We start from the raw sequence: 14,478 nt of genomic DNA, 5'->3' as shown, positions 1-14,478 counted from the left end.
AAGTAGGGCCTGATCAACCCAGCTCTATCGTCCAGCGGCTGACGCTGCCCGGCGCCGGCCGCGGCAGCGCCAGCGCGCCCATGCGATAGGCATGGGGCCGGCGCGTGGAGGGCAGCGCCTGACCGGCCTCGTCGCACACGCGCTCCACGCCGTGGCCGCGCGGGCCCACGCGGTAGTTCAGCTCGAACTGCAGGTCAGCCAGCTGCACCTGCACCTGCAGGCCGTCCAGCCGCTGCGGCATCACCGGGTCGATGACCAGTTCGCCCTGCTCCAGCCGCAGGCCCAGCAGTGAGCCAATGACCAGGCCCAGCGCGATGCCGGGGCCGCTGGAGTAGATGCGCCAGCCGCCGTCCAGCGCCACCTCGCCAGCCAGCGCCCGGTCATAGTCGGCCTGAGCCACATAACGGTCCGGGAAAGCGGCGTCGGAGCTGGAGTAGTAGCAGTTGGCCTGGCGCGGGCTGGCGCTGGCTACGCGGTCGCGCAACGCGATGGGATGGGCCTGCATCAGCGCGTGCAGGAAGGCCTCGGCGTGGCCCAGGTGCGCCAGCATCTGCGCGTAGCGCAGGTGGGCGTGCATGTACATGATGCCGATCTCGCGACCGAAGAAGGTGCTGGTCTCGGCGCGCTGGAACAGCTGCGACGGACCGCCCCGATAGGGCAGCGGCGCGTCGAACAAGCGGGCGCCGTCAGGCCCCTTCAGGTGCTGCTCGATCAACGCCGCCTGGGTGCGTGCCTGCTCGGGCGTGAGCAGGCTGTCGATGACGGCATGCATCATCGGCAGCAGGCTGTAGCGCAGGCCGGTCCGCGCATCCAGTGGGTGGATCCACAGCTCGCGCTCGCCCTGCTGCGGGAACAGCGCATAGCCGGCCACCACACCGTCCTGCACCAGCAGGCGCTGGAACTCGGCGCGCACGCCGGCTGCCTCGGCCACCAGGCGCGCGGCGTCGTCGGCGCGGCCGATCTGGCTGAAGGCGCGGGCCAGCGTGTGCAGCATCTGGTGATGCAGCGTGACGGTCCAGGCGCTGCACAGGCGCTCGCGCAGCGCGGGGTCGGCGGGCTGCAGCGAGTCGTTCCAGTCACCATGCCAGTACGCGGCCAGGCCGGTGCCCGGCACCACGCGCCGGCGGATCAGGCCCAGCGCGCGCTCGACATGCGCCGCCAGCGGCGCGGGCGCGTCGCCATGGAAGGGCAGCACGGCGTCCAGCACGCCCGCGTCGCCGCTGGCGAGGAGGTATTGCGCCAGCGCCAGCAGCGGCCAGAACACGATGTCGCCGTGCGAGTCGCCCGCGCGGATGTCCACCTCGCGGTCGAAGAACATGAACCACTGCGGCCAGTCGCCATCCGGGTTCTGCGCACTGAACACGCGCAGCAGCAGGTCGCGCACGGGCGCCGTCTGACCCAGCGCCAGCAGCATCTCCAGCGGTCCCTGGCAGACGTCGCGCGTGCCCCAGCCACCGCCGGAGTACTGCTCCAGCCCGCGCGGCGACAGGTAGTGCACCAGCGCGTTGTGGGCATACCAGGGCAGGATGTCGCGCAGCTGGGCCAGCGCCGGGTGGCGCCATTGCGGCAGTGCCAGCGGCTGGGCCGGCGGCGGCGCCACGCGCAGCAGCTCGCCGCGCAGTGTCAGCGTGAAGGCATGTCCCGGCGAGAAGTCCAGGCAGACCAGGGGCTCGCCGCGGCTGACGCCGTCGTCGTACAGCCGCCCGTCGTCGCCCACGATGGCCAGCCCTGGCGCCTCGATGACCAGCGCACCGCCCGGGAATCGCTCGGCCAGCGCGCTGCCGGCCGGGGGCGTGATGCGCAGGCTGTCGCCGCTGTGTTCCCACGCGGGCTTGTGCGGCGCTGCGCCGTCGTCACCGCCCAGCGCGAGGTTCAGGCTGGCGCGCAGGCGCAGGCCACGGCCCTTCAACACGCGCAGCGTCAGCGCCATCTCGTCCGGCGTGGTACCGGCCGCGGCCACCACTTCGATGACACCGCCCGCATGCGCATAAAGCCAGCGGCACTGCTGCGGCTGCATCTCGAAGGCCGAGGGCAGGTCCAGCAGCTGCCAGTCGGCCATCTGCGGTTGCACGAACAGCCGCAGGCCGGCCGTGCGGAACAGGCCCAGCAGGCTGCGCTGCGTGGACAGCAGCCGGTTGATGCTGACATGGCCTTGCGTCAGCATGGAATGGAACACGCCGCCCATCCAGCAAGTGGAGGTCAGCGCGCCCTCGTCGGGCACGAGGTGGTCGCCCGCGCGCAGGATGTGGCCGTGCGGGCGCTGCACGAGCATTTCCTTGGCACGCAGCACGACGTGGCCTGCGTCGCCGGTGAAGAAGCTCAGCAGCCGGCCCGCGTCATCACGTTCCTCGTGGCGGCGCTCACCAGGGAACAGCTCGCTGCAGGCCGCGTCGTCCAGGTCGATGGCGGCCAGCGCCGCCGCCGTGGCGAACAGGCTGGCCGCAGGCGCCTGGCCGGGCTCGTCCAGCGCCGAGCCGGGGCTGGCCTCGGGCAATGCCAGCAGAGCGGGCACGCAGGCCAGGTCAGCGTCGCCGCTGGCGTCGGGGTGATGGGGTTGCAGCGCCAGGAAGAAGCCGGCCGACGTGCTGGCGCCGGGCACCAGTGTGACGGCCTGGTCCTGCAGCGCCACCACGGCGTGCTCCTGCTGCAGCCGCGCGCCGGGCAGGCCGGCCAGCACGGCGGGTGGCACCACGGCGCCGTCGCGCGCGGCATGGCCCCAGACCTGTGCGGCGTCGGTCGCAAAACTCTCCGCCCGTGTCAGCGAGCCCGCCAGCAACCAGGGGTGGCGCCCCTTCTGCGCCTGGTTTTGCCGAACGGCCAGCAGCGCGCCGTGCTGCGCATGCCGCAGCGGCTGCAGGTCGATGTAGTGGCTGACGTAGAACTCGTTGGTGCGCACCGCGCCGTAGTCGGCCAGGCCCACGTCGTGCACCAGCACCGGCGCGATGTCGCACGCGGTGCCGCAGTCGTTGATGGCCTGCAGATGCCAGAACAGCACGGGCTCGTCGGCTGCCAGGCGCAACTGCAGCCGCAGCGCGAGGCCGTCCCACACGCCGCGCATCTCCAAGGCGTTGTCGCCGAAGTGCGCGCTCAGCGGCGACAGCGGCCCCAGCAGCGGCACGGCGCGCCAGTCGCCACCGCCGGCGTCGCGGCGGCGCAACCAGAGGTTGGCAGGCCCGCCCTCCAGCTCGTTGCCGGGAAAGAGGTTGAGCAGCAGCCCGGAGTCGAGTTGCAGCCGGCGCAGCGCGCCGTGGGACAGCAGCTCGGCTTCGAGGCCGGCGGCGTTGCGGATCAGGTGCGGGGTCATGTTTGCTTCTGTGCCAACAGCCAAGGCAGCAGGTCGGGGTCGTTGTAGGCGCGCGTCCACGAATCGTGGCCCACGCCGGGGTAGATGGTCAGCGAGGCTTTGCCGCCCGCGGCACGCAGGGCGTCCACGCACGCGATGTGCGGCGCCAGCGGCACCACGGTGTCCTGGTCGCCGTGGTAGGCCCGCACGGGCACATCACGCATCGCCGCGACCTCGACCGGGTCGCCGTACCCGCAGACGGGGGCGATGGCGGCCAGGTCACGTGGATGGCGGCAAGCCCACTGCCACATGCCGAAGCCGCCCATGCTCAGGCCGGTGCCGACGCAGCGCTGCGCATCGACATGCAGCCTGGCCTTCAGCTCGCCCAGCAACCGGTGCAGCCGCTCGGGGTCCCACCGCCGGCCGTCCTCGCACTGCGGGCTGACGACGATGGCGGGCCAGGCGGCACCGGCGGCGATCAGCTTGGGCGGACCGTGCACCTTGACCTTGGCCAGGTCGGTGCCGCGCTCGCCGGAGCCGTGCAGGAAGACCACCAGCGGCCAGCGCTCGCTGCGCTGCGCGTAGTCGCGTGGCAGCCAGATCCAGAAACGCTGGCCGTCCAGCTCCCAGGCGCGCTGCTCACCAGCGGCCAGGCCATCGGGCACCTTGGGCGGCAAGGCGGCGCAGGCGCTCAACAGCGCAGGTGTCGTCAACAGCAGCTGGCGGCGGTTCATCGTCATGGCACGGGCTCCAGATGGATGGTGGTGGCGTTGGCGGGCAGCGTCAGCTCGCGCCCCTGCCAGGTGAGGCCTTGAGTTTCGCCGTTAGCGCGCGGCAGCGGCTCCGAGCCTGGCCAGGCCAGGCGCAGCTCGCCGGGCAGGCGCTCGGGGCGGCGGTCGATGTGCAGCGTCCAGCCACCGTCGGCACGCTTCAGCAACCGGTAGTCCAGCCGGCCCCAGGCGGTGGACAGGCCCGTCACGACGATGTCACCGGCCGCGCGCCACGCGGGCGACAGGCCCGCGCCCAGCACGACGCTGCCTGTGGCCTCGCGCTCGTAGGCCAGCAGGTCCAGCGCGGCACGCAGGTAGTCCGACGAGATCCACGCATGCGGCATGTCGCCCAGAAAGCGCGGCTCGCGCGCGTTGGGCAGCACGACCTCGGCCCAGCTGTGCCAGCCGGCCGGGCGCTGGTGCGTGAAGAACCAGGCCAGCAGCCGGTGTGCGTCTTCCACGCGGCCCAGCCGGGCCAGTGCGCTGACGTTGCGCAGCTCGTAGGGCGTGTAGTCCTTCCACGCCTTGGCGCCGCTGATGCGCGCGTCGGCCTCCTTCACGTAGCGGTCGAAGGTGCCGCGCAGCAGATCAGCGGGGAGCTTGCCTTCGGCTTGCGCGGGATTCAGCGCCATCGTCGTGGACGTGGCATCGAAGTCGCCTCGGTCGGCGGCGCCAGCAATGTGGTCGAGCTTGAAGTGCTGGGCCGTCGCGGTGATGGACGCGGACAGATCGGCCTCAAACTCGTCGCGCCAGCCGGCCCAGCGCGCGGCGAGCGCCTTGTCGCCCAGCGCCTCGGCCATCTGCACGGCGTCCTTGTAGCCGCGCAGTGCCCAGAAGTCGTCCCAGTACGAATAGGCCGGCTTGTCGCTGTAACCCTCGTGGCTGATCGAGGGCGGCATCAACCCTTTGAACCGTGGGTCCGCACCCGGCAGGCGCTCGCTCTGGCGCAGGCCTTCCATCCACGCCATCACCTTCTGCACCTGGGGCCAGTGGCGATCCAGCAGCGCTCGATCCTGCGTGTGCCGCCACAGCTCGGCGACCGAGAACAGGTACTGCCCATGGCTGTCGTTCTCGACGACGGGGTCGGCCCCCCGCTGGTCCACGCAGCAGGGCACCTTGCCGGACTCGAAGATGTGCCCTCCGAACCAGTCGACGAACTCGCGCGCTGCCCTCACCTCGCCCATGCGCACCAGGCCCGCCACCATCATGGCGCCGTCGCGTATCCACGAGCGTGCATAGGAGCGCGTGCCGGGCCGCAGCGCGGGGCCCTCGCGGGACATCAGCATCTGCGCCAGCGCCGCGCGCATGGTGTCGACCACGGGCTGCGCCTGCGGCGGCAGGCGCAGCTCCAGCACGCCCAGGCGGTCGCGCCACTGCGCGGCGGTGACGGCCAGGCGGGTGTCCAGCAGCGAGGCACCAACGGCGCCGCTGCCGGACACCCAGCCCAGTTGTTTGGCCTCGCCAGGCGCCAGCTCGACGTCGAATCGCATCAGCGCGGACGGCAGGCCTTCGGGGTCGCTCAGCTGCGTCAGCGGCGCGGCCTGCAGCAATGTGGCCAGCCCGGGGCCACCGCTCCAACGCGCGGCACGGACCTCGGCAGGCGTCTCGCGCGGCTTCAGCTGCAGGCCAGCGGCGCTGAGCGCGCCGGCCTCCCAGCCGATGGCCTGCAGCGGGCTGATGCCGCCCGGCGTGGAGAGGAACTGCTGCGGCGGGTTGACCTGCCAGGGCCGCAGCGTCAGCAGCAGGGCGTAACGCTGCGGCTTGCTCGTCGGGTTGCGCAGCGTGTAGCGTGCCAGCAGCTGCGGATGCTGCGCCGCACCGTCGGCGCCTGCCTCCACACGCAGCTCGACGTCGGCGTGCCGCCATTGCACGACGGGCAGCGCGTGCTCGACGAGGCTGTGTTCCGTGCGCACCTGGGCCCAGGTGACGAAGCGGCCGTCGGCCAGGCGGATGGCGGGTTCGATGCTCGGGCCGCCGCGCGTCAGCTCGATGGTGCCGTCCTCGCTGACGAGGCCCGAGCGCTGCGCGCCGCCGTCCACGCCGACGACGGTCCAGTAGTTCTGCTCGCCGAGGAAGGCGCGTGGCAGCTCGCCGCGCGGCAAGGCCTTGGCCAGCTCCGAGACGGCGGCATTGCGGTCGGGCCACTGGGCGGCGTCGCGCAGCTGCACCTCGGGCGGCTTGCGGCCGCCGTCGTGGCGGATGCGCAGCCAGCGCCACTCTTGCTCGCCAAGGAACAGCGCGCGGCCGGGGCGGGCCGACAGCAGCTTCCAGCGGCGGTTGTCGTCGGAGGCCTCGACGCGCACGACGCCGCCGTTCGGGAACCACAGCCCGTTGAACTCTCGCAATTGCTGGAAGTCCAGCGTCAGCTCGCCGCCGCTGACCTTGCGCTTCGGTTCCGGCCAGCTCGCGGGTGCGGGCTCGCGGGGCTCCAGCGCCAATGCACCGACGCACAAAGCCCCTGCCCCACCGCCGCCCTGCTGGCCGGCGACGACGACGAACTCGATGAACTGGCTGCGGGTCAGCGTGCGGTCGGGCGTGGGGCCCCAGGCGAACGCGACGTGGCGGCGCTTGAACGTGGTGTCCGTCAACGTGTCGGGCAGCGGCATGGCCGGGCGGTTGATCCACCAGACGTTGTCGCCGCTGGCATCGACGAACTTGATCTGCACGTCGTTGGCCTTGCCGGCGCCCTTCAGCTGCGTGGTGAGCGCGAAGTCGGCCGGCCAGTCCAGCGGCAGCTCGCGGCGCAGCACGGCGTAGCCGGACACGCCGGCGAAGTCGTAGTCCAGGCACAGGCTGTCGTCCCGGGCGTCGCGGCGGACGGTGGCCTTCACCTGGTCTGAGGCGGTGGCCTTCCAAAGCGTTGCGTCCTTCATGTCGTCCAGCACCGCAGCACCGGCCGTCGAAGCCGTCAGCAGCAGGACCAGGGCGAAGAGTTTGCTCACTTCACGCTTCCCATCAACAAGCCCTGCATGTAGTACCGCTGCAGCGCCACAAACAACACCAGCACCGGCAGCACGGTGATCACCGCCCCCGCCATCATCAATTCGCTGTCCTGCACATGCTCCCGCGACAGTGCCGCCAAAGCCACCGGCAACGTGTGCATGTCGCCATCGGTCAGCACGATCAACGGCCACATGAAATCGTTCCAGCTGCCCAAAAACGCGAACACCGCCAGCGTCACCAGCACCGGCTTCAACGTCGGCAGCACGATGTTCCAGAAGATGCGCCACTCGCCGGCGCCGTCCAAACGTGCAGCCTCCAACAGCTCGTCCGGCACCCCCCGTGCGTACTGGCGCACGAGAAAGATCCCGAAGATCCCCGCCATCGACGGGATCAGCACGCCCATCCACGTGTTCACCAGGCCCATGCCCTTGAGCATCAGGAACAACGGCAGCATGGCCACCTGACCCGGAATCACCAGAGCGGCAATCAGCAGCCCGAACACCCGCTCCCGATGCCTGAAGCGCAGCTTGGCAAACGAGTAGCCGGCCAGCGTGTTGAAGCTCACCGACACGAAGGTGCTGACCACTGCCAGCGCCAGGCTGTTGACGAAGGCTCGCTTCAGGCCACCGTCGCCCAGCAGCTTTTGGTAGTGCACCAAGGTCGGATCGTGCGGGATCAGCGGCGGTGGCAGGCTGGACGCGCTGCCCGCCGGCATCAGCGACACGCAGACCATCCACACCAGCGGGAAGATCGCCAGACCGGCGAACAGCCACAGCGCGCCGTTGAGCAGCCAGCGCTTCATGCGTCGCCTCCCGTCCAGCGGCGCTGCAGCGCGATCAGGCCCTTGCTGACGGCCACGATGATGACGAACAGCACGAAGGCCACGGCCGAGGCCAGGCCCAGGTTCCACCACTTGAAGCCTTCGTCGTACATCAGGTACAGCACGCTGACCGTGCTCTGCAGCGGGCCGCCCTGCGTCATCACATAGGGCTCGGCGAACAGCTGGAAGTAGCCTGCCGTCGTCAGGATGGTGACCATCAGCAGCGTCGGCGCGATGCTGGGCAGCGTGATGTGGCGGAACTGGTTCCAGCTGCGCGCGCCGTCCAGCCGCGCAGCCTCGTACAAGTCGTTCGGCACCGCCTGCAGCGCGGCGATGAAGATGATCATGTTGCCGCCGAAGTTCTTCCACGCGGCAAAGCCAATGATGGTGGGCATGGACCAGCGCGGGTCGCCCAGCCAGTCGATGGGGTCGATGCCGACCGACTGCAGCGTGTAGTTCACCAGTCCGTACTTGACGTGGAACAGGTAGCGCCAGATGACGGCCACGGCCACCAGCGTCGTGACCACCGGCGCGAACAGCGCCGTGCGCAGCAACGGCTTGAAGCGCACCAGCTTGCTCTGCAGCAGCACCGCCGCGGCCAGCGACAGCGCGATGGACAGCGGCACGCCCAGCACGACGAAGTAGGCCGTGTTGCCCAGCGCCTGCCAGAACAGCGGCATGGACAGCACCTGCACGTAGTTGTCCCAGCCCTGCCAGCGCAGGTTGCGCAGATCGGCCAGCGCGTAGATGTCGAAGTCGGTCAGGCTCAACGCGAGGCCAGCAAACACCGGCACGCCGAAGAACAGCGCGATGACGATCAGCGCCGGGGCCGCGAAGGCCCAGCCGGCCAGGGATTCCTTGCGGGCACTCATGCAGCCTGCCTGTCCAGCATCCAGCGGCGCTTTTCCAGAATGCCGTCCACGCGCTGGTCCAGCTCACGCACGGCGGCGTCCAGGCTGTCGCGGCCACCCACCACGCGCGCCGCGGCCAGCTGCATCTCGTTGGCGATGCGCTCCCACTCGGGCACGGCCGGTGTGGGCCGCACGCGCTCCAGCTGGCGGCGAAAGGCCGCCGCATGGCGATCCTCGGCCAGCGTGGCGCCGCTGTCAGCGCCGGGGAGCGGCATGGCCCACGTGCTGCGCCGCGGCGGCAGGTCGCCGGTCAGGCGGTAGAACTGCTGCTGCACGTCGGGCCGGCTCAGGTAGCTGATCAGCGCCCAGGCCTCGCGCTTGTGGCGCGAGCGCTTGAACATCGCCAGGCTGGCACCGCCGGCCACTGAGGCACCCAGGCCGGCCGGCCCCGGCAGTTCGGCCGTGGTCCACGCGCCGTCCAGTTCGGCCGGCAGGCGGCGCTTGAACTCGCCGATGTTCCACGGGCCGGAGATGTAGAACGCATAGGTGCCGCGCCCAAACTCCTGGTACAGGTTGGCGACCTGATTGTTTGTCAGCCCCGGCGCGTCGCCGGTCTGGAAGCGCTCGATGTAGAAGCCCAGGGCGCGGCGGAAGTCGGGCGACGAGAAGTTGCCGTACCGGCCACCGTCGCGCAGCACCTCAGCCGGCTGCTGCAGCGCCAGCGCCAGCAGCGGCTCGAACTCGTTGGTGGGCAGCAGCAGCGGCGTGGCCATGCCGGTCTCGCGCAGCCGGGCCAGCGCGGCGCGCCATTCGTCCCAGCTTTGCGGGATGCGCGGGATGTCAGCAAGCTTGAGCAGGTCCTCCCGCACGAACAGCAGCCGCGTGTCGACATACCAGGGCAGGCCCACGCGCTCGCCATTGGGCGCGTTGGTGGCCCAAATGCCGTCGAAGTAGTCGGCCGGCTGCAGCACGGGCGTGCGAGCGATCCACGCGTCCAGCGGCTCCAGCGCGCCCAGCGCCTGCATCTCGGGCAGCCAGGTGTTGCCCACCTGCGCGAGGTCGGGCGTGGCGTCGCCGGCGAAGGCCGTCAGCAGCTTCTCGTGCGCGGCGGTCCACGGCAGCTGTTCGACCTTCACGCGCACGCCGGGCTGCTCGCGCTCGAAGCCAGCGATCAGCTCGGCCGCCACCTCCGCCTCGCGGCCCATGGCCCAGAAGCGCAGCGTGGTGATGCCGGTGTCTCGTGCGCAGCCGGCCAGCGAGGCGGCTGCAGCAGCAGTGAGCAGACTGCGACGGCGCATGTCGATCAATCCAGCCAGCCTCCGGTGAAGCCAGCGCGCTTCAGGCCCTTCACCAGGTGCGCGTTCCTGCGCATCACCTGCCAGATCAGCTCGCCGTTGTGGTTGCCCATCATGGCCAGCAGGGGGCCCTGGTCGATGCCCAGCATGTCCGTATCCACCCAGCCCTTGCCAGGCTCGATGCGGCCGTGCTGCAGCCTGACATCCGGGTAGTTGAAGCTGGGGTTGAACGAGTCCCAGAAGCCGTAGCGGTTCCAGGTGTGGGGATGGCGCTCCTTGATCGCCATCAGCGCCGGGATGACGATCTCGGGCGCGAACGCGATGGAGCTGCCCGCGCCGTAGGGCGCCAGCGTGCCGTCGTCATACTCGCCCATGCCGCGGCCAGCGTAGCTGATGAAGCGGCGCCGCACAGTCTTGCCGGTCGTGGTCCTGTACGGCAGCGTGATGTCGGCGGGGCCGTCGCTGGCCGTCACGCCCCAGACCTCGGCGCTGTAGCCCTGCCAGCCCAGCGGGTTGGCCGCGGCGTAGGCCTGCTGCGCATAGGTGGCGCGACGCGAGTTCTCGAAGTAGTCCAGGCCCTTGGCGCGCATGTAGGCGTCGCGAATACCACGGAAGTCCACCCAGCAGTGCGTGAACTGGTGGCCAAACAACGGCGGGAAGCGCAGCAGCTGATGGCCGTAGCTGTCGCCCCAGCTGCGGTCATAGGTGCTGAGCCAGGCGTCGTAGGCCTCTGCCTTGACTGGCTGCGTGGGCGAGGCCAGTGCCAGCAGGTAGACCATCATGGCCTCGTTGTAGCCCTTCCAGTCGTTGGGAATGTGCCCCTTCTCCGGCGTCCAGCCGTGGCCGATGGACGGCGGGCGCACCTGTGCCCACGTCCAGTCGACGCGGCCATAGAGCTCGTCGACGAGCGCCCGGATGCTGGCCTCCTCGGCATGCACGCCGTCAAAGAAGCTCTGCGCATGCAGCGCGCCCATCAGCAGCAGCGCCGTGTCCACCGTGGACAGCTCGCAGCGGCCGAAGCGCAGGCCTTCCTTCATGTCGAGGAAGTGATAGAAGAAGCCCTTGTGACCGGCCACGCCGCGCTTGGCTGGCCCCTGCGGCAGGCCGATGAAAAAGCGCAGCGTGTTCAGCGTGCGCTCGCGGGCCTGCGCGCGCGTGATGTAGCCGCGCGCCACGCCCACCGGATAGGCGCTGAGCGCGAAGCCCACGGCTGCGATGCTGGCGAACGACGGCGTGGGCCAGCGGTCCGGCGCCAGGCCGGTGCGGGCGTCGGTCGTCTCCCAGAAGAAATCGAACGTGCGGCGTTCGAGGTCGGCCAGGAACAGGTCGGCCGCAGCCGGGGGCGCCTCGGCCCAGGCCGGCAGCGAGGGCAGCGCGGTGGCCAAGGCCAGACCGGCGCCTTGCGCCAGCAAGGCGCGTCGGGTCAGTGAATCCATCATGTCGCGGGATTGTGGGAGCCGGCTTCGCCGTCGGCAAAGCCGGCTCCGGATCAGCAGGATCAGAACGTGTAGCTGGCGCCCAGCTTGAACTGACGCATTGAGCCCCGCACGCCGGTGCGGGTGTCGAAGTTGGCGTTGTCGCCGCCCAGCGCGTTCTTCGGCGGCGTGGAGGGGCCGCCGACCCAGTCGTCGTAATAGCCCCAGTTGGCGGTGTTGAACAGGTTCAGCACGTCGGCACGCAGCTGCAGCTCGCCACCCCAGACCTTGAAGTTCTTGGCCAGCGCCAGGTCCATCTGCTTGAACGTGTCGGAGCCGCGCGAGACCGCCCTGCAGCCGTTCGCACCGCTGAAACCGGTGTGGCAGTCCACCACGCGGCGCGGCTGGCCGTCACCCACCGTCAGCTTGCCGGACAGCTGCATGCCCCAGGGCAGCTTGTCCATCAGGCCGCCGACGACCAACCGGTGCTTCTCGGCATCCTTGGAGGGCCGGAAGCCGTAGGTGCTCTTGCCGTATGTCCAGTCGAAAATGTCGTCTGACCACTCGTTGTTGGTGGTCTTCGCATCGGTGTAGGTGTAGGCCACCGTCATGCTCCAGCCGCTGGCCTGTGTGTAGGGCTTCTCCAGCGACAGGAACAGACTGGTCGCCTTGTTCTGGCCCTTGAAATCGCCCAGCACCACGGAACCGAAGCCGTTCGGGCCACCCCACAGCGGATCCACCGAGTTCGAGTTACCGAAGCCGCCGTTGGGGTCCCGGTTGCCGTGGAACCAGATGAACTGGTTTTTCGCGTGGATCTTGGAGATGGCAACGTCCATGTTCCACATGCCAAGCGCCTGGCGCACGCCGAGGCTGGCCTGGTCCGCATAGGGCATCTTGAAGTCGTTCTTGATCAGCCAGGTCTCGCCACCAGGCGCCGCGTTCTTCTGCAGTTCGTCCAGCGCGTTGTTGGCCATGCGGCGGTCGTAGCTGCGGCCCCAGCCGCCGTAGATCACCGTGGCCTTGTTGCCCAGCACGTCGTACGAGGCTCCCAGTCGCGGCGCGAACGCACCCTTGAAGGGCTTGCGCGAGCTGCCGTTGGAGATGTAGTCGGCGATGTTGATGCCGCCCTTTGCCAGCGACTGCGCGTACGTCTGCCCCGCCGGAGCGGTGATGCCGTCGACCGTGCGACCGTCCAGCGCGTTCAGCGCGGCGACGCGGTCGGCGGGCGTCACGTAGTTGTTGTTGAGCATGTTGTCTTCATAGTCCCAGCGCGCACCGACGTTCACTTCCAGCTGCTTGGTGACCTTCCAGTCGTCTTGCAGGTAGATGCCGAACTGGTTGTTCTTGAACGCGGCTGACGCGGTCGGAATGGCCAGGCGGATGTTGCACTGGTCGCTGGACAGACCGTTGCTGCTGACGTTGGTGCCCGTGCAGGCGAGGCCGTTGAAGTAGGGCTGGCCAGTCGTCACGTTCAGCACGGTGTCGATGGCCGGCACGCGGAAGGCCGTGCCGCTCAACTCATACTCCATCGCCTTGAACTGCACGCCGCCCTTGATGACGTGGCCGGCTCGGCCGGTGTAGGTCACGTCGTCCTTCAGGTAGAAACCGCTCTGGCGGCGGTCCTGCGCGTTGGGCGAGCCGCCCGTGAAGAAGATGTCCTGGACGTTGCTGATCGCGTTGGTGGGCGAGTACTTGTAGCGCACCAGCGGTTCGGCCGAATCCGACTGCGGGTTCCACTTGCTGCTTTCCCAGCCGGCGCGCGCCTCGTTGAGCCAGTCGTTGCCGGTGTATTCGTGCGTCACGTCGACGCGGTAGGCGTTGTTGTTGTTGTTGAGGGCCGTACTCGGCGCGAAGCGGTCACCATCCACCGAGTAACCGGTCTCCTTGCGCAACGTCGTGGAGATGTCCAGGCGCTGGCGGTCGTCGATCTCGGCGGACAGTTTGCCAAACAGCAGGTGCTGCTCGAACTGGCCCTTGAACGAACCCTGCTGACCCGCGATGGTCGGCACCAGCCCCGGGCTGCCCGGGTACTTGTCCAGGTTCATCGCGGTCAGCTGGCGCGGCTTGTCCAGCGACTTGCCGTCGTAAGCCAGGAAGTAATGCAGCGTGTCCGGCTTGATCGCGCCGCCCAGGCTGAAGCCGGCCTCGATCTGCCGGCTGGACGGCGAGGCGATGCCGTTGGCCTCGTCCTTCTTCTGAATGGGGCTCAGCGCCGTCCAGTTGCTCCCGGTGCGGTTGACGTAAACGTTTCCATGCGTTTCATTGCCGCCGGATTTGGTGACTGCGGAGATCGCCACGCTGGACACCTGGTCGTACTCGGCTTTGTAGTTCTGCGTCAGCACGCGGTACTCGGCAATGGCCGCCTGCGGGAATGGATTGCCGCGACTGGTGTCCTGGCCGACGACGCCGCCTCGCAGGATGTTGTTCTTCTGGCCCACGCCGTCGATGAACACGTTGACCGAATCGATGTTCTGCGAGCCGCCGCGCAGCCGCGTGTTGCCGCCGGCGTCCGTGTCGAAACGAACGCCCGGTGCAAAGTCCGCTGCCGACAGGAAGTTGCGCGACGCCTGCGGGATGGCCTCGATCATCTTGTTCGACACCGTGGTGCCGACCTGCGAGTCGATGACGCCCTGGCGCTGCGCGCTGCCTTCGATGACCACGGTGCCGAGTTGGCTGGTCGCGGTGCCGGCAGCGCTGCCGAGGTCCACCGTCGCGTTCTGGCCCACCGACAGCGTGACCAGGCTGCCCGAGGTCGCGCCGCCCACGCGGATCTCATAGGTGCCGGGGTTCAGGCCCACGAGCACGTAGCTGCCGTCGGCCAGCGCCTTGGTGCGGTAGGTGTTGCCATTGGCCTTGTTGACGGCGATGACATCGGTGCCCGCAGGCACCGCGGCGCCGGCCGTGGTGATGGTGCCGCGCACCGTGGCATTGGCGGTCTGCGCCTGCGCGGGGAGCGCGGCGATCAGCAGGCCGCTGAGCAGGCCGGCGGCGCAGAGGTGGCGGGCCAGCAGGCTGGGCTTGCCGCAAGTGGTACGTGTGCTCATGATGATCCTTGTCTCCTGGTGTTGTGTGGGTGCTCTGGTAACGGACTGGAATCAGAG

8 protein-coding genes are annotated in these 14,478 nt (G+C 69.4%); all 8 read right to left on the bottom strand.

Annotated elements, in window-relative coordinates; genetic code table 11:
* Nucleotides 1–13: 13 nt before the first annotated feature.
* The 8 genes from ACG02S_RS17530 to ACG02S_RS17495 all read right to left on the bottom strand — a co-directional run bounded on the left by ACG02S_RS17530 (nt 14) and on the right by ACG02S_RS17495 (nt 14,421).
* Nucleotides 14–3,304, bottom strand: a complete 3,291-nt coding sequence (locus ACG02S_RS17530; protein ID WP_394471766.1) for a hypothetical protein — start codon at nt 3,302–3,304, stop codon at nt 14–16.
* Nucleotides 3,301–4,023, bottom strand: a complete 723-nt coding sequence (locus ACG02S_RS17525; protein ID WP_394471765.1) for a carboxylesterase family protein — start codon at nt 4,021–4,023, stop codon at nt 3,301–3,303. Before ACG02S_RS17525 ends, ACG02S_RS17530 begins: the two co-directional genes overlap by 4 nt.
* Complete coding sequence (locus ACG02S_RS17520; protein WP_394471764.1) at nt 4,020–6,995, bottom strand: glucosidase family protein; 2,976 nt, start codon at nt 6,993–6,995, stop codon at nt 4,020–4,022. The genes ACG02S_RS17525 and ACG02S_RS17520 overlap by 4 nt, the downstream gene beginning before the upstream one ends.
* Complete coding sequence (locus ACG02S_RS17515) at nt 6,992–7,798, bottom strand: carbohydrate ABC transporter permease (protein WP_394471763.1); 807 nt, start codon at nt 7,796–7,798, stop codon at nt 6,992–6,994. The genes ACG02S_RS17520 and ACG02S_RS17515 overlap by 4 nt, the downstream gene beginning before the upstream one ends.
* Entirely contained in the window at nt 7,795–8,688 is an 894-nt protein-coding gene (locus ACG02S_RS17510; RefSeq protein WP_394471762.1) for a carbohydrate ABC transporter permease, read from the bottom strand. The genes ACG02S_RS17515 and ACG02S_RS17510 overlap by 4 nt, the downstream gene beginning before the upstream one ends.
* Nucleotides 8,685–9,965, bottom strand: coding sequence for a sugar ABC transporter substrate-binding protein (locus ACG02S_RS17505; RefSeq protein ID WP_394471761.1), 1,281 nt, complete (start codon nt 9,963–9,965; stop codon nt 8,685–8,687). Before ACG02S_RS17505 ends, ACG02S_RS17510 begins: the two co-directional genes overlap by 4 nt.
* A 5-nt stretch (nt 9,966–9,970) precedes the next feature.
* Nucleotides 9,971–11,398, bottom strand: a complete 1,428-nt coding sequence (locus ACG02S_RS17500; protein ID WP_394471760.1) for a glucoamylase family protein — start codon at nt 11,396–11,398, stop codon at nt 9,971–9,973.
* Nucleotides 11,399–11,460: 62 nt separating this feature from the next.
* Entirely contained in the window at nt 11,461–14,421 is a 2,961-nt protein-coding gene (locus ACG02S_RS17495) for a TonB-dependent receptor (RefSeq protein WP_394471759.1), read from the bottom strand.
* Nucleotides 14,422–14,478 lie beyond the last annotated feature (57 nt).

The organism is Pelomonas dachongensis (assembly GCF_043555865.1).
In the GTDB taxonomy this organism is placed as follows: domain Bacteria; phylum Pseudomonadota; class Gammaproteobacteria; order Burkholderiales; family Burkholderiaceae_C; genus Pelomonas; species Pelomonas dachongensis.
Note: the sequence above shows the minus strand (reverse complement) of the source record. Positions and strands in the feature narration are given on the sequence as shown.

Excerpts from the sequence above, each read along its gene's own strand:
- ACG02S_RS17500 (WP_394471760.1), bottom strand. The coding sequence starts at position 11,398 with ATGGATTCACTGACCCGACGCGCCTTGCTGGCGCAAGGCGCCGGTCTG.
- ACG02S_RS17530 (WP_394471766.1), bottom strand. The coding sequence starts at position 3,304 with ATGACCCCGCACCTGATCCGCAACGCCGCCGGCCTCGAAGCCGAGCTG.
- ACG02S_RS17495 (WP_394471759.1), bottom strand. The coding sequence starts at position 14,421 with ATGAGCACACGTACCACTTGCGGCAAGCCCAGCCTGCTGGCCCGCCAC.
- ACG02S_RS17515 (WP_394471763.1), bottom strand. The coding sequence starts at position 7,798 with ATGAAGCGCTGGCTGCTCAACGGCGCGCTGTGGCTGTTCGCCGGTCTG.
- ACG02S_RS17525 (WP_394471765.1), bottom strand. The coding sequence starts at position 4,023 with ATGACGATGAACCGCCGCCAGCTGCTGTTGACGACACCTGCGCTGTTG.
- ACG02S_RS17510 (WP_394471762.1), bottom strand. The coding sequence starts at position 8,688 with ATGAGTGCCCGCAAGGAATCCCTGGCCGGCTGGGCCTTCGCGGCCCCG.
- ACG02S_RS17505 (WP_394471761.1), bottom strand. The coding sequence starts at position 9,965 with ATGCGCCGTCGCAGTCTGCTCACTGCTGCTGCAGCCGCCTCGCTGGCC.